This is a genomic window from Anabaena sp. 4-3 (genome assembly GCF_001597745.1).
GTDB lineage: Bacteria > Cyanobacteriota > Cyanobacteriia > Cyanobacteriales > Nostocaceae > Trichormus.
Map to the genome: position 1 here is coordinate 114718 of NZ_LUHJ01000050.1, position 26608 is coordinate 141325.

The 26608-nt window shown below is 38.7% G+C and carries 25 protein-coding genes and 2 pseudogenes; 10 read left to right on the forward strand and 17 right to left on the reverse strand.

Annotated features, from left to right (window positions below; all coding sequences use genetic code 11):
* Window positions 1-50: 50 nt before the first annotated feature.
* Both A3775_RS14225 and A3775_RS14230 read right to left on the reverse strand, forming a co-directional pair.
* Window positions 51-275 carry a hypothetical protein gene (locus A3775_RS14225; protein WP_066380260.1) on the reverse strand — a complete coding sequence of 75 codons (225 nt, stop codon included), beginning with the start codon at window positions 273-275 and terminating at the stop codon, window positions 51-53.
* Window positions 276-290: 15 nt separating this feature from the next.
* Window positions 291-590, reverse strand: a complete 300-nt coding sequence (locus A3775_RS14230; RefSeq protein ID WP_369815990.1) for a hypothetical protein — start codon at window positions 588-590, stop codon at window positions 291-293.
* A gap of 513 nt (window positions 591-1103) precedes the next feature.
* Between A3775_RS14230 and A3775_RS14235 the strand changes: the two genes are divergently transcribed.
* From A3775_RS14235 to A3775_RS14245, 3 genes and pseudogenes are all read left to right on the forward strand, one after another.
* Entirely contained in the window at window positions 1104-2066 is a 963-nt protein-coding gene (locus A3775_RS14235; RefSeq protein WP_066380256.1) for a hydrogenase small subunit, read from the forward strand.
* A 95-nt stretch (window positions 2067-2161) separates the two neighbouring features.
* Window positions 2162-2671, forward strand: a pseudogene (locus tag A3775_RS14240) (nickel-dependent hydrogenase large subunit); the annotation flags it as partial.
* Window positions 2672-2907: 236 nt separating this feature from the next.
* Entirely contained in the window at window positions 2908-4464 is a 1557-nt protein-coding gene (locus tag A3775_RS14245) for an ATP-binding protein (protein WP_066425497.1), read from the forward strand.
* A gap of 327 nt (window positions 4465-4791) precedes the next feature.
* Here the strand turns inward: A3775_RS14245 and A3775_RS14250 are convergent, their stop codons facing one another.
* From A3775_RS14250 to A3775_RS14260, 3 genes are all read right to left on the reverse strand, one after another.
* Window positions 4792-6228 carry a restriction endonuclease subunit S gene (locus tag A3775_RS14250; protein WP_066425499.1) on the reverse strand — a complete coding sequence of 479 codons (1437 nt, stop codon included), beginning with the start codon at window positions 6226-6228 and terminating at the stop codon, window positions 4792-4794.
* Entirely contained in the window at window positions 6219-9020 is a 2802-nt protein-coding gene (locus A3775_RS14255; protein WP_066425501.1) for an N-6 DNA methylase, read from the reverse strand. The genes A3775_RS14250 and A3775_RS14255 overlap by 10 nt, the downstream gene beginning before the upstream one ends.
* A 228-nt stretch (window positions 9021-9248) precedes the next feature.
* Window positions 9249-10727 (reverse strand): site-specific integrase, encoded by a 1479-nt coding sequence (locus A3775_RS14260; RefSeq protein WP_066425503.1) that lies wholly within the window; start codon window positions 10725-10727, stop codon window positions 9249-9251.
* A 116-nt stretch (window positions 10728-10843) separates the two neighbouring features.
* On the opposite strand from A3775_RS14260, the pseudogene A3775_RS14265 reads away from it, so the two are divergent.
* A pseudogene (locus tag A3775_RS14265) lies at window positions 10844-11944 on the forward strand (nickel-dependent hydrogenase large subunit); the annotation flags it as partial.
* A 158-nt stretch (window positions 11945-12102) separates the two neighbouring features.
* On the opposite strand, the gene A3775_RS23630 reads toward A3775_RS14265, so the two are convergent.
* From A3775_RS23630 to A3775_RS14280, 3 genes are all read right to left on the reverse strand, one after another.
* Complete coding sequence (locus A3775_RS23630; RefSeq protein ID WP_082803748.1) at window positions 12103-12492, reverse strand: type II toxin-antitoxin system RelE/ParE family toxin; 390 nt, start codon at window positions 12490-12492, stop codon at window positions 12103-12105.
* Window positions 12489-12719 (reverse strand): addiction module protein, encoded by a 231-nt coding sequence (locus A3775_RS14275; protein ID WP_066380248.1) that lies wholly within the window; start codon window positions 12717-12719, stop codon window positions 12489-12491. Before A3775_RS14275 ends, A3775_RS23630 begins: the two co-directional genes overlap by 4 nt.
* A 185-nt stretch (window positions 12720-12904) precedes the next feature.
* On the reverse strand, window positions 12905-13846 hold the full coding sequence (locus A3775_RS14280; RefSeq protein ID WP_197480159.1) for a ribonuclease T2 family protein: 942 nt from the start codon (window positions 13844-13846) through the stop codon (window positions 12905-12907).
* Between the two features lie 478 nt (window positions 13847-14324).
* Between A3775_RS14280 and A3775_RS14285 the strand changes: the two genes are divergently transcribed.
* The 3 genes from A3775_RS14285 (at window position 14325) to A3775_RS14295 (ending at window position 15989) form a co-directional block, all read left to right on the forward strand.
* Complete coding sequence (locus A3775_RS14285) at window positions 14325-14747, forward strand: hypothetical protein (protein WP_066380246.1); 423 nt, start codon at window positions 14325-14327, stop codon at window positions 14745-14747.
* 413 nt (window positions 14748-15160) lie between these two features.
* The gene (locus A3775_RS24690) at window positions 15161-15511 is read left to right on the forward strand and encodes a hypothetical protein (RefSeq protein WP_197480160.1); all 351 of its coding nucleotides are present in this window, start codon (window positions 15161-15163) and stop codon (window positions 15509-15511) included.
* A 13-nt stretch (window positions 15512-15524) separates the two neighbouring features.
* Window positions 15525-15989 (forward strand): hydrogenase maturation protease, encoded by a 465-nt coding sequence (locus A3775_RS14295; protein WP_066425512.1) that lies wholly within the window; start codon window positions 15525-15527, stop codon window positions 15987-15989.
* A 76-nt stretch (window positions 15990-16065) separates the two neighbouring features.
* On the opposite strand, the gene A3775_RS14300 is transcribed toward A3775_RS14295, so the two are convergent.
* The 4 genes from A3775_RS14300 to A3775_RS14315 all read right to left on the reverse strand — a co-directional run bounded on the left by A3775_RS14300 (window position 16066) and on the right by A3775_RS14315 (window position 19069).
* Entirely contained in the window at window positions 16066-16440 is a 375-nt protein-coding gene (locus tag A3775_RS14300) for a hypothetical protein (RefSeq protein ID WP_066380239.1), read from the reverse strand.
* 19 nt (window positions 16441-16459) lie between these two features.
* A complete protein-coding gene (locus tag A3775_RS14305) occupies window positions 16460-17746 on the reverse strand; it encodes a nitroreductase family protein (protein WP_066425514.1) in 1287 nt (428 codons plus the stop codon).
* Window positions 17733-18197: an ankyrin repeat domain-containing protein gene (locus A3775_RS14310; protein ID WP_066425517.1), complete on the reverse strand. Its 465-nt coding sequence runs from the start codon at window positions 18195-18197 to the stop codon at window positions 17733-17735. Before A3775_RS14310 ends, A3775_RS14305 begins: the two co-directional genes overlap by 14 nt.
* A gap of 278 nt (window positions 18198-18475) precedes the next feature.
* The gene (locus A3775_RS14315) at window positions 18476-19069 is read right to left on the reverse strand and encodes a CBS domain-containing protein (protein WP_082803749.1); all 594 of its coding nucleotides are present in this window, start codon (window positions 19067-19069) and stop codon (window positions 18476-18478) included.
* A 1159-nt stretch (window positions 19070-20228) separates the two neighbouring features.
* Here A3775_RS14315 and A3775_RS14320 point away from each other — a divergent pair.
* The 3 genes from A3775_RS14320 to A3775_RS14330 all read left to right on the forward strand — a co-directional run bounded on the left by A3775_RS14320 (window position 20229) and on the right by A3775_RS14330 (window position 23932).
* Window positions 20229-20699, forward strand: a complete 471-nt coding sequence (locus A3775_RS14320; protein WP_156481641.1) for a hypothetical protein — start codon at window positions 20229-20231, stop codon at window positions 20697-20699.
* A 138-nt stretch (window positions 20700-20837) separates the two neighbouring features.
* Window positions 20838-21782 (forward strand): hypothetical protein, encoded by a 945-nt coding sequence (locus tag A3775_RS14325; protein WP_231867012.1) that lies wholly within the window; start codon window positions 20838-20840, stop codon window positions 21780-21782.
* Between the two features lie 5 nt (window positions 21783-21787).
* On the forward strand, window positions 21788-23932 hold the full coding sequence (locus A3775_RS14330) for a hypothetical protein (protein WP_231867013.1): 2145 nt from the start codon (window positions 21788-21790) through the stop codon (window positions 23930-23932).
* Window positions 23933-24106: 174 nt separating this feature from the next.
* Here the strand turns inward: A3775_RS14330 and A3775_RS14335 are convergent, their stop codons facing one another.
* The 5 genes from A3775_RS14335 to A3775_RS14355 form a co-directional block, all read right to left on the reverse strand.
* Window positions 24107-24406 (reverse strand): 2Fe-2S iron-sulfur cluster-binding protein, encoded by a 300-nt coding sequence (locus A3775_RS14335; RefSeq protein ID WP_066380233.1) that lies wholly within the window; start codon window positions 24404-24406, stop codon window positions 24107-24109.
* A 189-nt stretch (window positions 24407-24595) separates the two neighbouring features.
* Window positions 24596-24970 carry an iron-sulfur cluster assembly accessory protein gene (locus tag A3775_RS14340; protein ID WP_066380965.1) on the reverse strand — a complete coding sequence of 125 codons (375 nt, stop codon included), beginning with the start codon at window positions 24968-24970 and terminating at the stop codon, window positions 24596-24598.
* A gap of 103 nt (window positions 24971-25073) precedes the next feature.
* Window positions 25074-25877 (reverse strand): HesA/MoeB/ThiF family protein, encoded by an 804-nt coding sequence (locus A3775_RS14345; RefSeq protein WP_066425519.1) that lies wholly within the window; start codon window positions 25875-25877, stop codon window positions 25074-25076.
* Between the two features lie 10 nt (window positions 25878-25887).
* Window positions 25888-26202 carry a nitrogenase-stabilizing/protective protein NifW gene (nifW, locus tag A3775_RS14350; protein ID WP_066380228.1) on the reverse strand — a complete coding sequence of 105 codons (315 nt, stop codon included), beginning with the start codon at window positions 26200-26202 and terminating at the stop codon, window positions 25888-25890.
* Complete coding sequence (locus A3775_RS14355) at window positions 26199-26414, reverse strand: CCE_0567 family metalloprotein (RefSeq protein WP_066380226.1); 216 nt, start codon at window positions 26412-26414, stop codon at window positions 26199-26201. The genes nifW and A3775_RS14355 overlap by 4 nt, the downstream gene beginning before the upstream one ends.
* Window positions 26415-26608 lie beyond the last annotated feature (194 nt).

Sequence of the window (26608 nt, forward strand, 5' to 3'; positions counted from 1 at the left end):
GTCATTAGTCATTAGTTATTAGTGGAGATACAACTGATAACAGAACCAACTTACTTTGTTTTGAAGTCTCTGAAGAGAAAGGGCATAACTAAACCTGTGATGAGACTAGCCAAAGTGATTGGTAAACAGAACGGAATTTGTAATTGAGCTAGTAATATTAGCACTAGCAAACCTACACTAACACCAATTGCAGTTTGACGAACAAAATAAATGGGGTCGCGTAATAGTTTACCTTGCAAAAATAGCTTGAGAGAAAACCAACCCAATTCAATCATATTACCTCCTAATAATTACTGAAATATTGTTAAAAAAGCAAACCCGAAAATTATAGCGGGAATTGCTCCAGCCGGGGCGAATAATGCTCCTAGTGTGGCAGAAAAATAATAACCCATCTCTTTCCCAGCAAGCATCATTCCACCAATAGCACCACCAATCATTGAGATAATTGTGGCTATCACTAACCACAATAATCCTGTGATTAGAGTTAAGTCACCTGTCACCATATATGAGATAAATTCTCTCAGATTGGTATCATTGAAAAATTCCGTCATCTCCTTTAATTCTCCCTGTAGATAATTCGTAATTGCCAAAACTATTCTCTACTCGCTAGTCTCTAGCAGCTTCAGCAAGTATACTTATTTGCACAGACAGCAAGTTTATGCAGTGCGATTACCCCAGAATCTCACGCATCATTTTTCTTAATATAAAACAATTTAATTATAAAATTCTAGAGGGTAATTGCTAATCTGTTTATTTGCTTTAAATACTCATAGTAGCGAGTTTCGTATCATAATATAACAATTTTTCTGATGAATAAAACAAGCGTATTTATACTTATAAATCAATATTTAGGTGCGTTACGCTGTCGCTAACACACCCTACAAATACCTATCAAGAAAAATCTGTTTCATAAATTACGCTTTGCAGGAAATATTATTTAGATTTAATTTTTAGTTAAATATTAATTTTTATTTAACAAATTTAAAATTTATAAAAAAATGCTTTATTTTAAAGATTAAATCTAAATACTCATCACCAGGTGAAACTCTACAAGCGTCAACACCTGCGTCATAAATGGTAAACAATAGACAAATTAATAGCCAATGACTAATGTACTCTGGCTGCAAGGTGGTGCTTGTTCGGGCAACACCATGTCTTTTCTCAATGCCGAAGAACCGACAGTCTGCGATTTAATTGCTGACTTTGGTATCAAGGTAATTTGGCATCCTTCCTTGGGATTGGAACTAGGCAACAACTTACAAACCCTATTATGGGAATGTATTCTGGGTAAAGTACCTCTAGACATTTTAGTATTTGAAGGTACTGTAGTTAATGCCCCCAATGGTACTGGTGAATGGAATCGGTTCGCCGATCGCCCGATGAAAGATTGGTTAGCTGACTTATCGAAAGTTGCTAAATTTGTCGTGGCTGTAGGCGACTGCGCTACCTGGGGAGGAATCCCCGCCATGTCACCCAACCCCAGCGAATCCCAAGGTTTGCAATTTCTCAAGCGGCAAAAAGGCGGCTTTTTAGGTAAAGATTTCCGGGCGAAATCAGGCTTACCAGTGATTAATATACCCGGATGTCCAGCACACCCCGATTGGATTACGCAGATATTAGTGGCGATCGCCACCGGACGCATCAACGACATCGCCCTCGATGAACTGCATCGTCCTCAAACCTTCTTCAACACCTACACCCAAACCGGCTGTACTCGTAACGTCCACTTTGCTTACAAAGCCTCAACCGCCGAATTTGGTCAACGTAAAGGCTGCTTATTCTATGACTTAGGTTGTCGCGGCCCCATGACCCATTCCTCTTGTAACCGCGTCCTCTGGAATCGTGTCTCATCCAAAACCCGCGCCGGAATGCCCTGTTTAGGTTGTACAGAACCAGAATTTCCCTTCTTTGACCTCAAACCCGGAACCGTCTTTAAAACACAAACCATCATGGGCGTTCCCAAAGAATTACCACCAGGAGTCAAAACCAAAGACTACGCCTTACTGACAATGGTCGCCAAAAATACAGCCCCCGAATGGGCAGAAGAAGACTTTTTTACTGTTTAGGTACTGGGGACTGGAAGGGACTGGGGACTGGGTAAGAGTTTTCCCACTTCCCAATCCCTAATCCCCAATCCCCGATCACCAATTAGGAGAGGAGAATGGGAATACAAACATTAGATATCTCACCCGTCGGTAGAGTCGAGGGGGATTTAGATGTGCGGGTGGAAATCGACAACGGACAAGTCGTTAACGCCTGGACACACGCCGAACTATTTCGCGGATTTGAAATTATTCTCCGAGGTAAAGACCCCCAAGCTGGGTTAATTGTTACGCCTCGTATCTGCGGTATCTGCGGTGCTTCACATTTAACATCTGCATCCTGGGCATTAGACACAGCCTGGGGGACAGAAGTTCCTCGCAACGCCATCTTAGCTAGAAACCTCGGTCAAATTGTCGAAACTATCCAAAGCATCCCCCGTTACTTTTATGGATTATTCGCCATTGACTTAACCAATAAAAAGTATCGCCGTAGCCGCTTTTACGATGAAGCTGTCAACCGCTTTGCTGCTTTCACAGGCAAATCTTATGAACTGGGTGTAACGATTTCTAGCAAACCTGTAGAAATTTACGCCCTGTTTGGTGGACAATGGCCTCACAGCAGTTATATGGCAATAAATTAGGGAATTGCTTATATAATCAGGATTTTTTAGAATAGGTGAGATTATTCCCTGGCTTTTCCTTAAATGAGGCAATAAACCCACCCCAGCAATATCATAAGTTCATTTATTTTTATCTACTAAAAGTCATTTGGTTTTCTCAGACGTTACCTAATTTTTCCCTACATTGCCTCGCCCCAATCCCAAAATCGTCTAAACTCAAAGTGTCCGCCAACTGCCAAAATCCTATGTCTCGCTGGTTCAATATTGCAGGGCCTTGTAAACCTGAAAAACACTATACCATCCCAGCTACAAGTCGTCTCCCTGACTTATCAATGCTGATTGAACAAGAAAGTTATTTTGTCCTTCATGCACCGCGACAAACGGGGAAAACAACAGCAATGTTAGCCCTAGCTAAACAATTAACAGCAACAGGACGTTATGCAGCAGTAATGGTATCGGTGGAGGTGGGAAGTGCATTTAATCATGACCCCAGTGCCGCAGAATTAGCGATTTTGGGAACTTGGTATAATACGATAGATATCCGCTTGCCCAATGAATTACAACCACCTGTGAAACAATGGCAACAGGAAGAACCAGGAAACAGAATTAGGGCTTTTTTGCAAGCTTGGGCAAAAGCTTCACCCCGACCTTTGGTAGTATTTATTGATGAAATTGATTCTTTGCAAGACCAAACACTAATTTCAGTTTTACGACAGTTAAGAGATGGTTTTCCTAATCGTCCAGAAAATTTCCCCTCATCTGTGGGATTAATTGGTTTACGGGATGTACGAGATTATAAAGTTGCATCGGGTGGTAGTGACAGATTAAATACATCCAGCCCTTTTAATATTAAAGTCAGTTCTATTACCCTGAGAAATTTTCATGCTGAGGAAGTTGCAGAACTATATCAACAACATACAGCAGAAACAGGACAAATTTTCACACTAGAAGCCACAGCAACAGCTTTTGATTTAACTCAAGGACAACCTTGGTTAGTGAATGCTTTGGCTAAAGAAGTTGTAGAAAAAATGGTTAAACATAGAAGTATTGCTATTACTAAAGAACATATTTTACAGGCGAAGGAAATATTAATTGCTCGTCAAGATACTCATTTGGATAGTTTAGCTGAACGCTTACGAGAACCAAGGATAAAAGCAATTATCGAGCCGATGTTAGCAGGTTTAGAATTAGGGGATATACCCAATGATGATATTCAATTTGTGATTGATTTGGGTTTGTGTAAAATGCACCCCCAAGGTGGGTTAACTATTGCTAATCCCATTTATCGGGAAGTTTTACCCAGAGTATTAACGGTGACACCAATGGCTTCTCTACCAGTGATTGCACCGACTTGGTTAACCCCAGAAGGAGAGTTAAATATAGATGCGTTACTGGCTGCATTTCTCAAGTTTTGGCGACAACATGGAGAACCGTTATTAGGTAGCACTGGCTATCATGAAATTGCCCCCCATATTGTATTAATGGCTTTTTTGCATCGTGTTATTAATGGTGGTGGAACTCTGGAAAGGGAATATGCAATTGGTAGCGACAGAATGGATTTATGTCTGCGTTACAAGGATGTGACGTTAGGGATTGAGTTAAAGGTGTGGCGAGAGAAAAAGCGTGACCCGCAAAATGAGGGGATTGAGCAGTTAGAATCCTATTTAGCCCGTTTGGGGTTAGATTTTGGTTGGTTATTTGTGTTTGATAGGCGGAAAAATGCCCTACCAATGGAAGAACGTTTATCAACTCAGGTTGTGGTGACTGAAAATCAACGTGCGATTACTGTGATTCGGGCGTGAGTGTTTTGATAGGAAGTAGCTAGGCGATACGCCTTTGGCGTAAAGCTTCTCTGCGAGACGCTACGCGAACGCTTATCGCAGTTAAGGAAGTTAAAGGCAAGTAGTCAAGTATAATTGTTTTCTTGGTATCGAAATATAAACACGGTTTTTTCTCAATATAAATACGCAAATTTGAATATATAAGTTTAAATAGTTACTGATTTACTTGGGTATAGAAGTATTTATTTGGAAATTGAGCGATCGCCGAAGACCGGGCTTTTCCCATCGCATTTCTCAAAGATGTTTAACGACCAAGCTCACTGGCAGCAATAGAGCGCAAGCATCTGGTTAAGCATCTATTTGCTCGTGCCTTATTGCATCTTCTATTATTTTATTTATTGTCTGTTGCTTTTCTTCAATCTGTCGGTCTATTTCTTTTTGCGAGTCAAGTTGGGTTTTTATGGCTTCAACTATCTCGATCTGTTCTTCAAATTCTGGAATTGGTAGTCTAAAATTTAAAAGTTCAGTTGATGATACTTTTACCATTGTTTGATTCTTTCCTTTTGCAACATACTTAAAATACAATCTACCTATGAAAGAATTAAAAATATAACTCAAATATTGCTTGTCAATAAAAGTTTCGTCTAATTCAACCCTTATGTATAAGTCTGGGAATATTATATTTTCTTCTATTTCATCATTTACAATTGATGCAAGACCAACTAAGTCCACCGTATTACCTCTGCTGACAAAAAAATCTCCTTTTTCAATATAGAATTCTTCAATATTATTTCGATTTTCTTCTGTAAATTTGGATGGCTCTATTTTAAGTATTCCATCAAAACTATAATTTTCCTGACCTAAAACTGGAATACCCTCACCGCCTTCAACCGATAATGGACTCCATCCATTTTTTGTAGATTTAATAAAACGACCGAGCGTTTGAATACAATCAATATCAGAATAAAGAATTGATTGAATATATTGCATTTTGTTCCATCTTAGCCCACTTCTTAATGCTGGATTATATAAAGCAACCTGGCTGAATGAAGCAGGTAAAATTTTAGCTTTTTCTAATTTATATACTTCATCAAGGTCAATTTTAAAGTAGTCTCCAAAAACTTGATTGATGATGTTTAACGGTTGTAGTTTTGAGTTTTCGATAACGTTAATTTCTTTCTCAATTCTGTTAATTATATTTAAAATTTGTTTTTGTTCTGACAAATAAAAGTATGGCAACCTTATAAGTGATAAATGGTCTGTATTTAAACCCGGCTGCCCCTTTTTACGATAGGCTAAATCTTTGATTTGGAACTGTGTGAACTCATCCCTAAACAAGTAAAAGAGAAAATCATGTAAATATGTTTCATTGCTACGAAAAATATATACGTGTTCGTTCACCATAACTTCATTAATGGGAAATGTCTGATTGACTAAACAACATTTACCCGTTAATGCTCCATCTTTACAAACAAGAATATCCTTTTGCCTGACTTTACCTTTATTAGTTGAATTGTAATAATATAATGGAACAACAGGCATATTAGTTAGGTCAATTCTTCCATCTTTTCCAATTTGCTCACCACCAAGACTTATTGCTACTTCTTCATCTTCAATATATACAATACCACCCTTCGGTCTACTTCCCGCTTCAACCAATGAAAGGCAATCAAGTAGCTTAACCAACTTCCTTGATGTTTTAGGGGCTTCTTTAGAAAAACAAACGCGTAGGTTTGAATTACTTGAAAGTGCTGATAGTTTTACTAATGCTTTTACTACTCCCATATCACTTCCTTTCTAATGTTGTCTAATATGGTTAGTAAGTTGGTTGTGCGAAGCACAATATCATCACTTTTATAGCGAGAAAGTACACCATTTTTGAAATGATTGATAAGCTCGATATCTGTTCTTTGTACGTACTCAGCCTTTAAATCGTCATTTCCATAATACTTCTTGAAAATTCCAATTATCTGTGATTTTTCTAATTCCACCTGCTCAATCTTTGCAGTTTGTGCTTCAATATCCGTATTGAGTTTTTCCGCTTTCTTTCTCAGTGCTTCGGTTTCTTTGTCTTCAATTTTCTGATTTGTAGCTTCCAATTCTTTTTTAAGTTCGTCTAACTGCTCTTTCAAAATATTGATGCCTTTGTCGTAGTTATCAATGATTTCTTTTGTGTTGAGCGTATTAGGTGCATACTCCAAATCGTAAAGGTCGTTTGGCATTGGGTTTTCACCCCTTTTGGTTCGTTTGTAGCCCACATTTTCGGCTTCTGCCATAAAAATATTATAGTCCATTTCTTTTGCTACTTCGCCAAATACCCACCAAGCATTGTAAAAGCCAAATACATTGGTTTCTTTTTCAAACTTCGATATACTGTCTATTTCTTCACTGTATTTGGTAAGCAACTCTTTTGGATTTAATGCTTCATCTTCGAGGGTTATGTAGTCCTTTAAAAAGCGTTTTATATTGGTTTTGATGTGTTCCAAATCTTCTTTGTTTATGACCTCAACAGCTTCCTTGTCTTCATTCTTCAATAGTTCATTCAGGTCGGTGGTGAGTTCCTTGACCCAAGCATACTTTTTACTTAGTTTGGCTTCATTTACAAAGTAGTCGTAATAGCGAACTACGCGGGTTTTAAGTTTTGCCCATTCCTTCCCATATTTGTCCCAACGCTCGTTCCATTGCTCTACCTGATTTTTGGTTTTCTTTTGAGCAAACAGAAGGCTTGTTTTAGTTGAAGTATATGGCTCAAAAGTTACCTGCGGAAGACTTACAATAGCTTTTATATTGAAGTATTTGAAAAGAAACAGTCGAATATATTTGTTCTCGGTGGTATCAAACACACTTTCGGGAAGCACGACACCCAATCTGCCACCTTCTTTTAAAAGCTGATAGTATCTTTCAACAAATAAGTTTTCAGAGTTCTTTTTATCTCCGAAAACAAAAGCGTGTTTTACTTCTCTTTGGGTTTGTGTATCCAAATCAACGCTAAAAGGCGGGTTGCTTATGACAACATCAAATTTTGCGTTTACTTCTTTGTCGTTGTAAAGTGGTTCTGTGTTAGCTGTTTCTAAATAGCTAGGTGAAGTCTCTTTTGCATAAAAGCGGAAAGGTAACAAGCCGTCTTTTACGAAAATATTGGTTGAGCCATCACCATGTAAAATCATATTGACTTTTGAGGAAGTACCTAAGTCAAAGTTGATTTCAGTACCGTATAGATAGTATCTTGCCCATCTGTTTTGTTTGCTTTTTTCATCTATTTGTCCAAACAGTTCATCCAAGCGTTCTTGGGTTTGTCTGCTTGTTTTGATTAGATGTCTTTGTTTGTATTTTACTTCTTTGGTAATGAGCTTCATTGCTTCTACCAAAAAAGTTCCGCTACCTGCTGATGGATCAATAATAAGCGGTAATTCTCGGTCATTGTTCAGTCGGTCAATTGCTAACTTGTCCAATTGTAAAGCATAAAGCAAAAAGTTTACGATTGGGGTAGGGGTAAAAAACTGCCCTTTGTTTTGCTTAAAACCGTCTCTGGTAATGCTTTCAAAAAAGTCTCCAAGGATGTCTTTACCGTCTAATGAACTACGACCTTCCAAAAACGAAAAGCTCTCTAATGACTGAACGGTGTAAATAAGTTTGTTTATTGGAAACTTATTTCGGTTAATGACATTATCATCATCAATTTTTTGCTGTTCTAAAACATTGAGTTGTTCTTTTAATGCTCGTTTGTAAAGTTGGTTTATCCGGCCATAAACTTTTTCTGCTCCTTCAATATAGTTTCCGTATTGGTAAATCTGAAAATCATATTCTTGTCCGTCTTCCTTCTCATATTCGTCTTGAATTTTGGCAAGAATGATATTTACAAGCGAATAGAAAATTTCACTGTCGTTTGTTCCGCCACCACCCCAAAGCACATTGTGCAGGTTTCTGCCCAAACCTTCAATTTCTTCACGATTGATTTTGGTTCTTAAATCATGCTTTTCGTGTCCTTTGATTAAGGGCTGTTTCTTTGGCTCTCCGTAACCTGCGGTAATTTCCGTTCCAATGGAAATAAAGCCGTCATTTTCCCAATCTGCGTAGTTGAGGTATTTCTCAAAGTCAATGATTATTGCTTTATCTAAAATGCCTTCATCTTGCAGGTCGGCAGTGTAGTAAACTAAATATTTTACTTTTGTTTTATAGTTTTTTTCTTCGGCTTGGGCTAATGAAAATAGTTGTCCGTCAATTTCTTCTTTGTCTTTTTCAAACTTGTTTGGTGCTTTGGTTTCAATGAAAAAGAAGGGATTTCCTTTATCATCTTTTACAATAATGTCAATTCGTGGGCTTAGTTTGCCGTGTCCTCCTTTTACTAAATATTCTTTTTCAATTTCAATGTTTTCAGGCTTATAGTCAAGTTCGTTAACCAAACGGTCAATAAGAAATGCTCTTACAATTTCTTCATCACCCGTTAGTGATTTTAAAACTCTGTTTTGCTTTATTTTCTCGGAATATTGAACAGTCGCTTTGTCAATGTTGATTTTTGCAACACTGTTTTTCTGCTTATGCAGATTATGTTCAATTATTTCTTTCCATTCTTTCATTTATATTCCTATATTGTAATTTGTCTTGATACTTAACTATTTATTATTTATTAGACGGAAAGTTTCCGTCTATTATGCCAAACAAGCCAGTCAGATAAAGTATTATAACGTCCTAATTAGGAGATTAGACAGAATGCTCCTGACATTTTTACCACCGAACAGGTACAAGATGCAATTCGGCTTAAACATTATTCATAAAAGACAGAAAAAAGTTGTGTTTCGGTTGATTTATACATTCTCCGATAACTTCAACTTTTCCACCTCCAATTTCAACCTTTCATTCTCCATCCTTAACGCCAATATTTCATTCTTCTGCAACTCAATTAACGACTTTTGGCTAATTACCTCACCAAAGGCTTTTTTCCTGTTTTCAATCCCAAACCATCTTTGATAAGTCTTTGTATGTTCATCAACAGTATGACCTAAATTGTCTGCTGCTGCTTTAATCGGTATTCCCTGAAGATGCGCTCGAATTGCACAAGCATGACGCAAATCGTAGGGTTGAAACTCAATTCCCACTTTTCTAAACCATCTGGATATATCTCTCCGCATCCAATTAATATTTTGTACAGATGCGATTTTTGCAACCTTTTGTTCTAAAATCTTTAATGGTTTGGGATTTTTTAAATCAAATAATTCTATCCATTCCGGTACAAAGGGGATAACTTCTCGATATCCAGTTTTAGTATTTTTATTCACTTTCCAAGTATGGTCTATATTTTGGGCAGACATCCACCAGTTAATATCAGGTTCTACAAATAATTCCCTTGGTCTTAACCCATAAGTCGCTAACATTCCATATACCCAACGCCACATTTCCCAGGTGTCTATTTCATCACTAATGTTTGTATTTTTGCGGTTGAGTGCGAATTTTTCAAAGAGGTGAAAAGCAGATATTATTTTTTCATCATCAGGGATTTCTCGATGGGCAGGGGTGACATTATCCCGTGTGACATCGAGTTTAAATCCTAAATTAAAGGTTTTAATCAAAACGGAAGTTACGGCAATCAATTCATTTTTTTTATTGCCCTGAGATGAATTAATAACTTCTTCAAAATTTTCTTTTGTCGCTAAATGGGTGAGAGGAAAGTTTCTTTTAAGTACAGATATATAGTTAGCAAAAGTATTTTGACTGGTGATAGTTTTCTGACGGGTTTGATAATATTTTTCCTCAAATGTATCTAATAATTCCCCAATAGTTTTTATCTCTTGCTTTTCTCTAGACTTAATTCCTAAATACTTCTCATTCCACTGGAAAGTATGACGAGCAATTAATTTACCTAACTCGTAACTTTCCTCAATTGCAGTTTTTAGTCCCTCCAAATTTGCGGGGATTCCAAGAGACAAATCATACTGTTTTTTCTGCTTACCTACACTTTTATCACCTGGTTTTAACGGTAGAGTAGCTCGTAACTGGAGAGAATTGCCAGTTTGTTTAATGCTAACTCTTATTCTCTCCCTTTTTAAATTAGTATTAGCTTCGACTAACTTCTGTTCAAAAACTGCTTGATACTGTAATTCCGTTGCTTTTATTTTCGCCATTGTTCCCCTATAGCTACCGTCTGTGGTGTTCTGCGGCTCAAAATCTGCAAACATATCGGCGAACCAGTCCCCTGAGTCTGTGTTTACATCCTCATGCAGAGATGGGGGATATGTTTCCGATATTAACTTTTGGCGAACGCAATTACCCTGATTTTGCCGACCCATTCCCTAAATATTCCCTTATTTATAAACTGAAAAGCTGAAAATAAAATGTTCTTACCGAGCAAAATAACTTTACGCAATAAGTTACTCAGTAACATTTTCAGCATATCACCAGTTGTCACAGCAGTTATATGGTGCCTGGTGGTGTGATGTGCGCCCCCACTTTAACAGACATTACCCGCGCTTGGGCAATTCTGGAATACTTCCGCACTAACTGGTTAGAACCTGTATGGTTGGGTTGTTCTTTAGAACGATACGAAGAAATCCAAACTTACGATGATTTCATGGACTGGTTAGAAGAAGACATCAAACATCGGATGTCAGACTTGGGTTTCTATTGGCGCATGGGTCTAGATGTTGGTCTAGATAGATACGGTGCTGGTGTTGGTAAATACGTCACTTGGGGATATTTACCTCATGAAGACAAATACCAAAAGCCAACCATCGAAGGACGCAACGCCGCTATGATTATGAAAAGTGGTGTGTACGACAGCTTCACCGATACACATACTTTGATGGATCATACCTTCGCCCGTGAGAATACTACCCATTCCTGGTATGAAGAAGGGGAAGCAGATGTTCACCCCTTTGACCGCACGACCAAACCCACCCAGAACAATCATAAAGACTTCAAAAATGCCTACTCTTGGTCTACTGCGGTACGACATCAAGATTTCGGACGTTTGGAAGTCGGCCCTCTAGCGCGTCAGTTAGTCGCAGGTGGTCAGCATGGCGAGTCTTGGCAACATTACGACGGGTTTATTCTGGACGCTTTCAAGAAAATGGGCGGTGCTAGTATTCATCTGCGTCAGCTAGCACGAGTTCACGAAATTGTCAAGTTATACCGGCAAGCGGAAAGATGTTTGCGTGAGTTCCAGTTGAATGAACCTTGGTATATTAAACCGACGGAAAAAGACGGACGCGGTTGGGGTGCAACGGAAGCGTCACGGGGTTCTTTGTCTCATTGGGTAGATATTGAAGAGGGCAAGATTAAGAATTATCAAGTGATTGCTGCTACTACTTGGAATGTCGGCCCCCGTGATGGTGAGGGAGTCAGAGGCCCGATTGAGGAGGCTTTGGTAGGTACTCCTATTGAAGATCCTACTGATCCTGTGGAGGTGGGACACGTGGCGCGATCGTTTGATTCTTGTCTGGTGTGTACTGTTCACGCCCATGATGCGAAGACGGGTGAGGAGTTGGCGCGTTTTCGCACTGCTTAGTTGAGGTGGAGGTTTAAACGCAAAGGGGCGCGGAGGTAAACGCGGAGGTACGCGGAGATTTTACTATGAGTGGCTAATGGCTAGTTATTATTTGGTTAGTCATTAGCTCATTAGTATTTTATGGTTGAAAATTGCCATAAAAAGGTGTAATAAACACTCTAATGTTTGCCATGCTCAGTAATTTTTCTCATAGCGAATTGGTAAAGGTAAGCAGCAGAAATTAACCACAGCCACCAGAATCTTAGCAGGAAAATATCATACGTTAATCTTGGTCTTTTTAAATCAGTATAGGTTTGTTGCAAACTGGTAAAAATCAAAATGTTATCTTGTTCAATTGTGTAAAGAATTGCATACGGAAACTTGCGCGTCAAACATCGCCTAACGTCTTCATCGACTAAAGTCCAACGATTAGGGGACTCTCTAATTTGGTAAACTGCATTCTCAACAGCATTAATCAACGCTTGTGCTACCTCAGCACGTTGTTGTGCGTAATACTGAACAGCCTCTGCATATTCAGTCAGGGCTTCAGGGTGAAATACATATTTCATTGCTCAAGCAGTCGCCTCACTTGAGCTAAAGCTTCATCTCCTGGTATGGGTTCTACACAACCACTTCTAATCTCATCTCGCCGCTTCTTGGCTTCAGTATTCCAAGCCGCTTGAATGGTGGGATCTGTATCGAATTCCAAACTTTCTACTATTTTCTCTGCCAACAACGCCCTCGACGCACTAGGCAAAGATAAAATTTCTTCTGTTAGTTGCTCAATTGACCGCATAGCTTTGCACAGAAGCCTAAATTTTGCTGACAGTTTAAGAATAATCTAACATGGCAGCAGCATCAATCTTGTATCATGACTTGTTAGCTAGAAGCGATCGCTCTCTCCAATGCAACCAGCTATGAGTATAATTTGATAGGGCTGAGGAGAAGCGATCGCTCTTCCCGACTACACAATAAATCTAATTAATCACGCGCATCGTCAATTAAACAAGAAGCATATTTTTCAGTCTTGGCTTTTGGGCTATTGGTAAGCAGTCCAGCTACAAGGCTAGTTGGGGTAATATCGCCTTTCAGGTTTACCCAAAGTTCACCCAATAGTGAATTACTACATTTTACTTCTACTTTCTCCCCAGTGTCAGAGCCAAAATCAGACAGGGCTTGATCAATTTCCTTGATGGTAAGTTGTCTACCAATATTACTAGCAATTAGTCCTTGTACTGGCGATTTGTTAAAGGCATCAAGTATGGCAATTGATTCAGCAAAATATTCCTCTGCTGAACCTGGGTAACAAGTACCATGTTTAATCCACTCATGTCGATGCAGATTTGATCGAGTTCCGGGCATCACTGTTTGTAGTCTTTCCCAAGTCTCAGGCGAAAGTTCTTTCTCTATAGCTGGTAGTTTTGACCAAGTTTTCTGTTTATCATCAGTAATATCACGTTCACTCACATTACAGTAAACATTAGATTTGGGTTGCGGCCACAAACCGTGTAACACGAAATTTCTAGCTTCAAATCGGTCGGGATTTGCTGCTAGAATTTGACACTCAGCTTTGTCTGGTTTGCCCTCACAGAAAGCGGGTTGCCAACTCAGGGCGAGTAAATAATCATCTCCTGTAGGAATTGCAACAATTGGACGGGTTGTATCAGTTGTGTCCCCAGTCGAACCAACAGCACTCACACAGCTAACAGGAACCCAACGCTGAGGCGGATTAACGCCAGCAATTTGTACAAGGTAGTGGGAGGCGTTATCTTTATTTTTCCCAACTATTTGATAGACTTGCCCTGGTGTCAATCTCACATTATCCGGGTTAGTTCCTTTTTTAATTGAGCTTACGGCTTCGCACGCACTTGTAGCGGTGAATTGACCTTGATAAGAAACAAAAGCTAACGCAGGGTTAGGCAATAGTATGAAAGAGAACACCAATACTATGACTAATGCAAGTATTTTTTTGAGCGATCGCACCATACATACTCCTGAATATTCTACTTTTACCCATCTTGACCAGTCCAGCTTTTCCTAATTTCGTCCAGTAGTATATCTGGACAGTTTGTAGCTCAAATTGCCTCGATTATAAATCAAGCAGACAGACGTTTATCAGCATAAATATTTAAATTAAAATAAAATTATTACCTGATTAATGTCCCTAAATTTACTTAACATATATTCACCAAAATATTTTAACCTTTCTTTAACATAACTGCTTGATTACTAACTCAAAACCAAGCGTTTATCTCCCCCCATTAGCCACGCACCTCTGCAAAAGTTTTCTTTCTATCTAATTATTTAATAGTCGTAGCGTAACGCACTAAAAACTAGAGAAACAGTAAGTTAGGCTTACTGTCATGTACTCCCACAAAACTGAAATCTATTAGGTAAGCTTGTGTCTGATTTAGAACTACACAAATATCTCCCCAAACTTCCTGAAGAAGCACTGCAAGAATTTACAGAATGGTGTGTTTTAGAACAGGCAAAGTTAGCAGGTATAGAATTTACTCCAGATACAACCAAGTTACAAAACCTCATACCAAATGAGTATATTTGGCAAATTATTGATCAATTCATGAAAGATAGACCAGACCAAATTAAAGCAGGATTAGTATCAGCAATGGCTGGTAAAGAAGCTGATAGTCATGGTTTAGTAGGTTCTGCAATTATGGTTGATTTTTTAGCCCTCTATGTCAAATATTTAATCCCCAGCATCGGCAACACTCCAGAAGAAGCTAAAGCCTTAATTAGTGAAGCTGCTATTCAACAGTATGAAAAGCTTTCTGAACTGGCAGATAAATATAATGTAAAGTTTTAAGAGCATTACAAACCTAAGCCCCCTTCCCTACCTCTCCCTAACCCTCTCTTTGTAGGAGAGGGAAAAGGAAAAACTTTTTTTAGCTGGCATGGGGGTTTAAAAGCCTCTCAAAACTTGTATACCAGAGTATGACTAAAACTGGTATAATTTCATTATTTCTATTTTAATTAAGCTAGCATCTTTATCAATAAATAATTATGGTCAGTATTTACAGTATCCCGATTAATTCTACACTAGGAATTGCACGTCATTATTACCTCAGTCAAGATGGCAATTTTAATAATTCTGTAGGTTGGGGGACTGCTGGAGTTGAATGACATGGAAACGTTGAACTAACGGAAGAAGAACTAAAGCGTCTTCATGAATATGCTGATATATTTGGTGCATACAATATTCACTCTAACAACTGTGAAATGTTTGCTTGGTATGTCAAGACTGGAAAACAATATTCCGGTCAAACAGAGGAAATTCGAGTGACAAAATTTGGTGCTGCTTTCGTCTCTCTTGTTCAGCCTGTTCATACTGTTCGCAGTATAAAATATCTGGAAATTGAAAAGGCTATTGTTGCTAATCTCCAAGCTAACTTAGACGAGGTGAACCGAACTAAACTTATGAATGATCAGGCTGCACGAGATGATTTTTGGCAGCGTCGAGATGCAGGTTTGATTCAAGCCAACTTAGATGATGTGAAGCAAAATAAACTTATGAATGATCAGGCTGCACGAGATGATTTTTGGCAGCGTCGAGATGCAGGTTTATCATAAATAATTAGTAAAAATGTTAACTATAATTGGTTGCGGAAATCTCAATCGCAGTGACGACGCTGTAGGTGTAATTATTGCTCAACGCTTACAAAAATATTTAGCAGAAAATCCCCATCCTCACATACAAGTTTATGACTGTGGAACAGCAGGAATGGAAGTCATGTTTCAAGCTAGAGGTAGTAAACAATTAGTAATTATTGATGCCAGTTCAACGGGTTCTGAACCTGGCGCAGTATTTAAAGTTCCTGGTGCAGAATTGGCAGCATTACCAGAACCTAGTTATAATTTGCATGATTTTCGTTGGGATAATGCTTTATTTACCGGAAGGAAAATATTTAGAAATGATTTTCCGCAAGATGTGACGGTTTATTTAATTGAAGCTGCAAGTCTTGATTTTGGACTAGAATTGAGTCCCGTTGTTCAAAATTCTGCTGATGTGGTTTTTGCAGAAATAGTTGGGATAATTCGGAATTATTAAAGATTAGGGAGTAGGGACTGGGAAAAATATTTTCTCCCTTGTCTCCCTTGCCTTTCTTGTCTCCCTCATCGTATGATTAGGCCCTATCCTGATACACAGAGAGTTCATCTACTCTCATCTCAAAAGGTACGCCTTCACTTTCTGGGGGACAAACCCGAATCTTGGCACTGCTAACTATTTGCTGGAGTAGTTTACCCATTGGTACGAGTTTTTGCAAAATCCGCCAGTTGGTAAATTGATCAGGACATTCAATCACCAATGTCATGGCATTGGCTTGAGTTGTCACATACCACCGACAATTAGATAAGAGGTTTTGTAAGGTGCGATCGCACGCTTCGTAAAAGCATCTACTAATAGAATACTCTAGTTGCTGTCTCAACACAATATCAGCCGATGATGGCTGCATAGGATGAAAGTCATCACCGTTAAAAGAAAAACTGCGTCTTTTCATTCTTGTTGACAATCCTAACTTAAATTCCAATTACCATTGCATACAGCACATCTTTATTTGTTTCTAAGAATTCCTGGGTTTCATCATCATAAAAAGCACCAATGCCACTACATTGAATACCTATATAATTACTACCCAGATAAATCCTGTGTCCTAAAAAACCAGCTATTTGCATAGCAGTTTGATAACTGGTATATTCAGACACGAAAAATAATATCGCAGCACAATCTCTAGCGAGTGCTTGATTTACACACAAGTAACCAGTTTTGTCACTGAAATTACCTGCTTTCACCAAATTCACGCCTTGATATAACCCTGATGTCATCCCCTCAACACGATGCACCACCGAGTAAATTTCTACTGGCTCAAAAGTTTCTGTTGGTATTGGCTGCTTTAGTAGTTGCAAGATATATAAATATTGTTCTTGCAAAATCGACTCTTTCCGGAAACGTCTAACTGAACGTCTATCCCAGACAGTTTGGTAGAATTTATCCGGCTCAAAATTAAACTGAGGTTGCTGAAGTTGTTGTTTGCGGCTGGTTTGACAAGCGGTTGTTTGATAGCTATCTTCAATAAATTGATTAGCTACAAAATAATCTGTACCACAAACAAAAGGAAGCTTCAGCCTGAGTCTTCTAACTTGCTTTTCCTGTATTTCACCAGATACTGCACAAGCACTAATAAACTCCTTATTCTCAAACCCCAAATCTGTATTGAGAGCGAGTTTATCAAAATCAAAAATTAGCTGGATATCAAGTTGGTTAAGATAAGCTGAAGCAGCAACAGCACCTAAATGGTGTCCGCTATCTAACAAGCAATATCTCAAACTCCTGTCTTTATATTTCCAGCTAGACCTATAATAAACAGAACTAATTAAAAAAATGAATCCCTTGATACTTCTGCCCGGTATAATATAACTCTCTAACCCATCATCAATTAATTCATAGATGAGTGTTAGACAATTATTCTCAACTTCTAAATGATAGATACCGTCTACTATTTCCGCCATTCCGCGAATCTGTACGTACACCTCCGTAGGATACAACGCCCCTGCTGACGGATTTACCCGCAGTTTGTAGGGAACATTTTTATATACCTTTGAGAAGGTAACTGCACTGGTTAACCAGATAAAAGAGTGAATTTTATTATTGAGATTTAATTTCACTCTTCTATAAAACTGGGGATAAACTTTAAATGCAGAGGGTTGAGTAGCAGCATCAACATAATTTGGATCAAGTTGCACCGATAAGTAAGAATGCTTGGTAGCCTCATGGTAAGCTTTACCAGAAATATTACTTGGCGGCATTTTTCAAAATCCTTAAAACCTCAACAGTGCTGGCAAAATCTATAGCTTGATAATCATCCAAATTTTTTAAATCTAAGTTAGGATAGTATTGTAAAAGTAATTTCACAACTTCCGCTTTACCTGCTGATGCAGCATACATTAAAACCGTTGCACCATTGTCATTTTGATTATCAATATTAATCTTGTTCCCTAGAAGCAAATTAATTAAATCGTAGTGATTGCCAAAACAAGCAAACCATAAAGCATTATTACCATCATTGTTTCTAGCATTAATTTCAGCACCCGTATCAATTAATTCTTTAACAACTGCAAAGACTCCCTCCTTAGTAGCTTTCATCAAAGCTGTATCGCCGTTTTCCCCACGCTGATGTAAATCCTCAATGTTGTAGCCTTTGAGTTTCAACCATTGCTGAGTTTCTGCACTCAAATTTGAGGGAATTTTTTGATTCATAATTAGTTGTAGCATTTACACACAATTCGCCAAATAAAACTAGGACTTACGCAATTGCCACATTAGTAGGTGCGTCAAAAAAGATAATTCAGTAATTATCAATATATGTTTGACACTGATGCACCCTACAAGAAAAAGGTAATGGTGGGCATTGCCCACCATTTCTAAACACAATGCTATGGAATGCTGATGATTAGAGTTGTCAAGTCATACTCTAAACAACCTCGTGATTACAAAGAAGTAGAAATACTGAGTATTCTGCTTCCTGTAATCTTGCGCTAAACAGTAGCGAATTCTGGTGTTTCAGCAAATAGTTCTCTAGCAGATTTCTCAGTTTTAGGTAAGCCATAGAAATAGGCTTCTTTTTCAAGTTCGTCTACAAAATCCCAAGCTTCCATCGTCCGTTTAGAGTCTGGCCCATAGTTGGCAGAAATTGCACGAGCATCTGAGATAGCTTTGTGCAGTTCTTTCCGCAAGAAAATGAGTTTGGGTTGAGCAATAAGTTCACCCTTGCTAACAATATCAGTGACAGAAATTACCCCAAATAATTCACCTCTAATTACAGGCGCACACCATATATTGTAAGTAGAAAATAAACGCGCTACATATTCTACATCGAGGTCAGGATCAACAACGATGCAGGGTTTCGTCATAATATCATAGACATGAATTCTTTCAGGATCTTTACCATAAGCTACAACCTGACTTGCAATATCAGCCACAGTGACGATACCGTAAGCATCCGCACTATGACGAGGTTCTACAATTAACGCACGCAGTCCTTTGAGCCTTAATAGTCTGACTGCATCTGCTACAGTTGCGGAGCCGCGAATAGTAGCTACATCTTGAGTCATGATTTGTTTGGCTCTCATAATTACTGCTCCTTATGTTTGCAAGGAAGGGAATTATTTCTAAACTGTTGCAATATTCCCAAACTGCATCTGTGTAGACTGCACGCTTAACTCTAATTCAAATTAAATTGTGAGTTATTGTACTTGCTACTGTCTGAATAACTTTTAAAGTAATTAGACAGACAATTTATACAGTTTAGTCACTATTTCAGACCTTAATCATTCTGGTTGCTTTTCCGTCAAGACTTACGCAGTTTCTATATTATTGAAGCTATCTTACTGACTAACAAATTTTGGAACTTGACCAGTATTAAGGTAGGAATGGCTGAGATAACCCTTGAATTGCTTTGTGCTGAGGTTTCAGTTCACTAGCAACAATTTAGCTTACTTATATATTATCACTCCCATAAGGTTAGATGATTAACCTTTATAACGATTGTCGTATACATTGGTTAAAACCGCTTAAAAATTACGAAAAAAGCGACTAATTTTACATTTTTCCTGTATCATGCACCCTATTTAGTTTTTCAATAAAATTAGGTGATGGTGTAGATAGGATTAGGGTAAATATATTGCCATAAAATCATCATATATATGTATCACATACAAACAATTTATCAAAGTTGATAACCCCAGTTGATTTAATCAATTGGGGTTATTCGGATTGATGAAGCAAAAATCAAATTAACTAAGCGATAGAGCTAATGAAGGCAATCAGAGCTATAGCGTTACTTTATCTCAGCTATAAAATTACTGAGTCTAGTTTTGACTCCGCATCTTAGCTGCGTGCGGTCTTTAAACGGAGGCGAGTCTTAATAAAACTTTATTGAAGGCGTTTAAAAACCAGTTGACACACATCTATCTCAGGATATAAGTTTTACATAGCCTAGAAAGATTGATAATTAGCAGATTATCAATCACAGGAAAACTAGATTGTACTCAGTATTATCACTGAGAATTGATGGGCATAACTTCTTAAGTTAAAGAACATCTATCCATTTGGATGGGTGGGATTCGCTGGCGCATATTTACGTTTGCTGTGTCGCTAACTCGAAAAAATCACAAATTCCAATCTGAAGTAGTCACAACGATTTGTTACTTCGGTTAAGGTACATCCAAATCAATAACCTTCCATTACCACATTGCATTAATTATTTGGAGCTAAACAAGGAGTATGACCATGAATTCATTGAAAAAGTTTATGGGCTGGGCAAAGATTTTGACATTTGCATTTGCTCTTTCATGTCTGATGTTCTGTTTCCCTACCGGGGCAATGGCAGATAGTTGCTCTCCTGGAGCATACCCCATTGGTGGAAGTCCGTTTAAAACTATTAAGATTCAGGGTGGGTCTTTTGAAGTTGCTACTCCTGTAGCATGCTTGACCGAACGAAGAGTGATTCGTGCTGTGACAGTTTCCTTGAAACCTGAGACGGCAACTGGAAGCATTGACACCATTGTAATTACGGGTCCTGGAGGAAAGCGTGAGTTTGGTTGCGTAGATCAAAAAGTGAAGAACGGCACTAACCTAATTAAAGCTTGTGGTGGTACAGCTGTTTTAGAACCTGGAGATACGATATATTCGGCCAAAGGAAGCGGTTTTGGCTCAGAGCCAGTCAATTTACAAGTTAACTTCAGCGACAATTTCCAATAATCACAAATCTTGGCTTAGTTTAAGAGTTGATATAGCTATTATTCCAAACACAAGATAGCTCGATCTCATGCAAATATATGCAATTTTAGCTATTTGTGTTTGGAATTTATTGACTTTTTTTGCCAAGTAATTATCTTGATGATGGCAGAAAAAAGTATTTATCCAATCAACACAAATAACTCATTGATACTGATGGAAGACTTGCAAAAAGACAGCACTAGCAAAATATTTAATGCTGATTTAGCGTTTATCGCTTTCTGTTTCTTGATAGTTTTATTTGGATTTGGTTACACGCTGACCATCCTGCCAGAAATCGCAGAATCTCAGTTAATTAATCAAACTCGCACCTGTATTACTGGTGGTTGGAAATTTGGCTTGATTGTCACCCACATTCTCACTTTTGCCTTGATTCCGTTGGCAATGAGAATTTTTTATGGTGGCTTAAAAAATTTGGGATTGGGATTCAGAGTTATTTTTGCTTCCCAACTAGGACTAGCTTTTATTATGGTGGCGATCGCCTCTGAAATAGGCTGGCACGTTACCCAATGCTGGTATTATGCTAACGATTTTACCATGCTGAATTTCATGTTCTATTTTTTCCTGATTTCAGCATTTGTATTGTGGTCTGATGGCTTGGTGATCAAAACAACTTTCCTCACCAGATTAGTTAACATTTTGTTCGCCATCAGTTTGTTAGTTGTATCTATTTTATACCCTTTAGGGTATAAAGCTAATAACCCCAGTTTTAAAGTTCCAATCTATATTGCACTTACTATAGTTTTTGCAGTTTTGACTTATCGAGGTTATAAACTTCTCAAAGATTGGAAAATTATTCTTGTGCCAATTTTTTCAGTAGGAGTTAACTTAACTTTTGTATTTCTTCTAGACAAGTATGGCGGCAATCCCTATACAGATCCACAAGTGACTTTCAATGCTTTATTTCATATCCTGCATGACTTAGGCGGAACAGAAGCAGGAGTAGCTATCTTCACATGGTTAGTCTATGACAAAGGTATTGCTCAATTTAGGAGCAATAATCCAGAAAAATTAACCACAAGCAAAATATTAGCCACCAAAAATTAGCAAATATGCTCCTATCAATATTTGATGCTGGGAAGATGAACAACATTTTGTTAATTTTGTATCCTTTGGGACATCTGACACTAGCTGCGATCGCATGGCTATTAATCGGTTGGGGAATTAGTCTGTGGCGAAAATCATCTAGCCTAGCAATGATTGTTACTCCCTTATTGTTAGTCAGTCTCAGCTATGACAATTTTATTTTAGGAACAGGAACATTCATTGGTGCAGGAGAAGCTTTAGAAAATCTCAACATGATTCGCTATCTCCTACACTACTTAATTGTGCCACTGTTCATTGTGATTGGTGTGGAACTGGCTCATCGTGCGGGAGCAGCTTGGGCGACTACATTAGTCAGAGTTTTATCCTGGGGAATTGCATTCGGACTGGCTGGGATAGATATTACCAAAAATTACCTAGGGATGGAGTTGAAACCAGAATTTTTTGCAGGAATGTTGCGTTATGTTCCTGAAAACCTCACTGCTCCACCAATTATTACCATTGTAGTTAATTTGTTCATGCTACTGATTGGTATCGGCATCTGGGTAAGACTGAAATGGCCATTGTTATTTATAGGTACATTTATCGGGCTAATTGGTAATGCTCTTCCTGCATCAACATTCGGTACACTTCCGGCTAGTGGTTCTGAATCTGTTATGGCTTTCAGTTTGTTATTAACAGAGCAGACAATACAGTTTTTCCGCAACGTACCTGCTGAAAAGCAAAGACACAAAGAAACATTGATGGTAGATGTTGCAAATCGAGAAGCTTTGGAATGGGAGCATACTATCCACAAAAATGGCTACACAATATATCAGTCAGGAAGTCATATTCAAGGTAATTTTATCCAAGTCTATGTTCCTGATGCTCCTTACCGTGATCAGCAAGGCAAACTGAGGTTAATTACTTACTTGCACGGCTTTGCTTTGTGTATGCCAAAATTCTATGAAGACCATTTGGAAGAATTGGCTAAACAAGGCTACTATGTAATTTTTCCAGACTTTCAAAAAAGTACCTATCCAGACGACCCAGAAGCCATAACAGCCTCCGTAGAAAATCAAGCACAAAATCAATTATCCTGGGGTAAAGTTCTGCAAGGTGTGATTGCCAAAGGCAAGAACTTTAAGCTAGGAGATACTTTGAATCAAGAGCAGAATCGGCGGCGGAAACTGGGAATGGTGGCTCGCAAATTAATTAAACCGACTTTCTTAAAGTATCTTCGCGTTTCCTTAGCCTTAGTCGTGTTCATCCTGGTGATTAAATTATTTTTCTCATGGTTTAATCGTCGCTATGGACAGAATTTAATCAAACTCATTTCTACTGTTGGCTTAAGTCTGTTGCATAGCCCGATAGAATGGATTGACCAAGCAATAGACATTACTGATATAACTTGGAAAAAGTTATCTGATCATCATCCCAATATCGCCCAATCAGACTTTGATTTTTATGTATTTGGTCATTCTTTGGGAGGATTATTAGCACTGAGTTGGCCTCTTTATCTTGAGCCAAGTCAACAAAAGTTTTTACCAAAACAAATTATTACTGCCGATCCAGCCCCAAGTACGGAGATGGGCATTCCGCAGATAGCCCTGTGGATTTTAAAACTGTTCAATTCTCCGTTTGCAGAACAACCAATCAACATTCGTACAATCGGCAGTAAGTTAACACTACCCATAGGCATTTTACATGGAGCAGATGATAGAATTGTCAAACCAGAATCTTGGGTAAAACCAGGATTTTGGCAACAAAAATCCAATTTTGACTGCATCGCTAGTCAAGAGAAGAAAATCTACTTTTCTCTTTCCAACAAAGACAAAAAGTATTACCCTCCCTTAATTGCTTTTCATAACCAGGCTGTAACCGATACCACCTATTATGATGATGCGTTGTTTGAAAATTTTGGTGGTGTCAAGACAGAGCCAAATCCTTATAATTTGCAATATATTTGGCTGGGTGTTGATCGAGTAGTGACAAACAAAGCCAATGTTAACCAGTTACTCGATCAATTTAATCTGCCTGGAAGTCCGATTATGATTACAGATACTTTGCCAGAGAAACCAATTAATTGGAAATTGATAGCGATCGCTATCTTAACTCTGCTAAGTTTTTTGGGTTTAGGATACTGGTTTTGGCACGGATATACAGCTTTGTAATACCAATTTTCTCAACTCCAAAAATTCAGATATTGAGGCCAGCCTATTACAATGGGTATGAAAGGCATCAAATCAACTTTTCTTACCTAAAATGAATCAGGATGAACTATAGATTTCATCCTGATTTCAGCTAGGCTTTCAAAAGCTGTAAATAGTAACGATTACCGCAATTGATTAAACGAGATATGGTTCTTGATGGGTTTTGATTGTGCAGTTAGAACGGGGGTAGGTAACGCACAATAGAGCGAATCCTTGAGCCACCTGTTCATCATCTAAGAACTTTTGCTCAGATTGATCAACTTCACCTTCAACAACTTTGCCTACACAGCTAGAGCAAGAACCAGAATAACAAGATACAGGTAATTCAATACCGTTATCTGCTGCTCCGTCAACAATTGTAGTGTTTTCATCAACTTCAATTGTCGTATCGAGGTTTTCTTTCTTGTTGATCAATCTAACTTGATAGGTAGCCATTTTCCGATTCTCCTCAAGATTTATCAGACGGAACTAATTTCTCGAAGTTTTTAAATCTCCCTTGACTCTTCGAGAAGGGGCGCAAAGAGAGACACTGCTTTTGTTGCGAAAAAATCAGCAAGTGTCTGTTTTGTCTAAGGGAAACTTTTCAGATCAGACTGAATGTTCAGGGTTAAGTCTGAAATGGGATTAACTGCAAGGTACGCCTTGAGGGGAACAATCACCAGCTTTGAAGGACTTACCACAACCGCAGGTACTGGTTGCTTTAGGGTTAGTGAACTTAAAGCCACTTTCAACCATCCCTTCTACAAAATCGATGATCAGTCCTTCTAATAAAGGCGCACTTTTGGCATCAACGTAAACCAAAACTTTACCTTGTTCGATGACTAGATCATCTGGTTGAGGTTTGCTAGTGATTTCCATTCCATATTCATAACCACTGCAACCACCGTCGTTGACGGAGATGCGGACACCTTTAGTAGTTTTTTCATCAGTGTCACTAGCTGAACCTCGCAACAATCCCCGCAGACGAAATTCTGCTTTTTCTGTTAAAGTAACGGTCATTAAAACTCCTGATTTGTCGCGATTAGTTTTTGTGATTCTAGGTGTGGGTGTGTTTGTAGAGATGTTAAAAGCAGGTGTAGCGATCGCCTGACCCATTCAACCATCAACTGTGTGTACAATTGCTACTAGCTTCCATCGCATTGGATTGTGCGTATCTCCAAGGCGCATTGTTACCACATACCGGACAAGAGCGATCGCGTTGAGAACGCCGCTTGGCAAATTCCATCCGATTTAAGTCAATCGTCAGCAATTGCGACAATAACGGTTGACTAAACCCAGTAATCAGCTTGATTGCTTCCAGTGCTGTCAAACAAGCCAGTGTACCAGACACCGCACCCAGCACAGAAAAACCACGCCGATCCCACTCAGGTTTCTCAGGAAAGAAACAGGACAAACACGGAGTCACACCCGGTATAATCGTAGTCAGGTAAGCCTCCATCCCACTCATCGCTGCTTCCACCATCGGCTTACGCCAGCGTACACAAGCTGTATTCAACAAATCACGTTCTGTAAAATTGTGAGCGCAATCCAGAGCCATATCAGCAGACTGCACTAACGCATCTACATTTTCCGGTGTGATATAGTCATGAACCGCTTCTATCTGGATGTCAGGATTAATCGCCTGTAGAGTTTCTTTCGCTTTGAAAACCCTTGGTTTTCCTACCCAATCATCCGTCATCAGAATCTGACGATTCATGTCATCTAGCCGCAGATCACCGCCTCGGACTAGGATGAGCCGCCCAACGCCCGCTACTGCTAGGTAAAGCGCAGCTGTACCGCCTAATCCCCCCACACCAGTCACTAAAACTGTCGCCGACTTCAGACGCTTTTGAGCTACTTCGCCAAAATTAGGGAGCATCATCTGGCGACTATATCGTTCTAACTCGGTAGGCGTTAGGTTGATCACTTTATACCTCCTAATCAGAAGAAAGTTCTGTCAGCGTAATTACATTTTTTGGTTTGTCTTTAAATACCTTGAACAACTTTTGTTCTTGAGGTGTTGATTCCAAAAATGTCTGATAAGCTTTCTGCAATGCCAAACAATATTGATTTAATCTTTCTTCTGTACTGAGGTCTGGATTGCTATCAATTTCACTGATAAGTTGAGAGAATTTTTTTAGAATATGTAAACGATTTACATGAACAATTTTGGGGTCGTATTCCAATTCAAAGAATTTGAGAAATTCTTCGGCATCGGCAAGTTTTTTGAATTCTTCAATAGTTTTAGTCATTTACCTTTCTCCAATTGCTTAAGATGTTGCTTCAGTTCATCAAGCTGGCGATATATTTCATAAGTTGCGGCTGCAACTTCCATTAATTGTGTGTAATTTGTGGGTAAGCCTTCTGCTAAGTCGTGCAGATCCATTTTCATCTGCCCGGCTTTACTGTTGAGGCGTTTGATTTTGTTTTTGAGTTCTTCAATGCTGGTTTCTTCTACTTGCATTGTTGGGTTTTGTTTTGAGTTAGGGGGTTTCTTGCATAAAGACTTTGGCGTTGCCAAGAATATTATTTAAATCTCACGCAGAGGCGCAGAGGCGCAGAGGAGAGCGCGAAGGTATCTATTCTTGTGGTTCGGTATTTATGCAAGAGGTTCGATGAACAAGGATGAAAATATTTATTCCCTACTCCCTACTCCCT

What these genes read in the sequence shown, in the direction of transcription:
- A3775_RS14340 (WP_066380965.1), bottom strand. Translation starts at nt 24,970, where the DNA reads ATGACCGTTACTTTAACAGAAAAAGCAGAATTTCGTCTGCGGGGATTG.
- A3775_RS14225 (WP_066380260.1), bottom strand. Translation starts at nt 275, where the DNA reads ATGATTGAATTGGGTTGGTTTTCTCTCAAGCTATTTTTGCAAGGTAAA.
- A3775_RS14300 (WP_066380239.1), bottom strand. Translation starts at nt 16,440, where the DNA reads ATGAAAAGACGCAGTTTTTCTTTTAACGGTGATGACTTTCATCCTATG.
- A3775_RS14260 (WP_066425503.1), bottom strand. Translation starts at nt 10,727, where the DNA reads ATGGGTCGGCAAAATCAGGGTAATTGCGTTCGCCAAAAGTTAATATCG.
- A3775_RS14315 (WP_082803749.1), bottom strand. Translation starts at nt 19,069, where the DNA reads ATGAGAGCCAAACAAATCATGACTCAAGATGTAGCTACTATTCGCGGC.
- A3775_RS14335 (WP_066380233.1), bottom strand. Translation starts at nt 24,406, where the DNA reads ATGGCTACCTATCAAGTTAGATTGATCAACAAGAAAGAAAACCTCGAT.
- A3775_RS14235 (WP_066380256.1), top strand. Translation starts at nt 1,104, where the DNA reads ATGACTAATGTACTCTGGCTGCAAGGTGGTGCTTGTTCGGGCAACACC.
- A3775_RS14275 (WP_066380248.1), bottom strand. Translation starts at nt 12,719, where the DNA reads ATGCGGTCAATTGAGCAACTAACAGAAGAAATTTTATCTTTGCCTAGT.
- A3775_RS14250 (WP_066425499.1), bottom strand. Translation starts at nt 6,228, where the DNA reads ATGGGAGTAGTAAAAGCATTAGTAAAACTATCAGCACTTTCAAGTAAT.
- A3775_RS23630 (WP_082803748.1), bottom strand. Translation starts at nt 12,492, where the DNA reads ATGAAATATGTATTTCACCCTGAAGCCCTGACTGAATATGCAGAGGCT.
- A3775_RS14310 (WP_066425517.1), bottom strand. Translation starts at nt 18,197, where the DNA reads ATGAATCAAAAAATTCCCTCAAATTTGAGTGCAGAAACTCAGCAATGG.
- nifW (WP_066380228.1), bottom strand. Translation starts at nt 26,202, where the DNA reads ATGACTAAAACTATTGAAGAATTCAAAAAACTTGCCGATGCCGAAGAA.
- A3775_RS14255 (WP_066425501.1), bottom strand. Translation starts at nt 9,020, where the DNA reads ATGAAAGAATGGAAAGAAATAATTGAACATAATCTGCATAAGCAGAAA.
- A3775_RS14355 (WP_066380226.1), bottom strand. Translation starts at nt 26,414, where the DNA reads ATGCAAGTAGAAGAAACCAGCATTGAAGAACTCAAAAACAAAATCAAA.
- A3775_RS14330 (WP_231867013.1), top strand. Translation starts at nt 21,788, where the DNA reads ATGCTCCTATCAATATTTGATGCTGGGAAGATGAACAACATTTTGTTA.
- A3775_RS14305 (WP_066425514.1), bottom strand. Translation starts at nt 17,746, where the DNA reads ATGCCGCCAAGTAATATTTCTGGTAAAGCTTACCATGAGGCTACCAAG.
- A3775_RS14325 (WP_231867012.1), top strand. Translation starts at nt 20,838, where the DNA reads ATGATGGCAGAAAAAAGTATTTATCCAATCAACACAAATAACTCATTG.
- A3775_RS24690 (WP_197480160.1), top strand. Translation starts at nt 15,161, where the DNA reads ATGTTTGCTTGGTATGTCAAGACTGGAAAACAATATTCCGGTCAAACA.
- A3775_RS14320 (WP_156481641.1), top strand. Translation starts at nt 20,229, where the DNA reads ATGAATTCATTGAAAAAGTTTATGGGCTGGGCAAAGATTTTGACATTT.
- A3775_RS14295 (WP_066425512.1), top strand. Translation starts at nt 15,525, where the DNA reads ATGTTAACTATAATTGGTTGCGGAAATCTCAATCGCAGTGACGACGCT.
- A3775_RS14245 (WP_066425497.1), top strand. Translation starts at nt 2,908, where the DNA reads ATGTCTCGCTGGTTCAATATTGCAGGGCCTTGTAAACCTGAAAAACAC.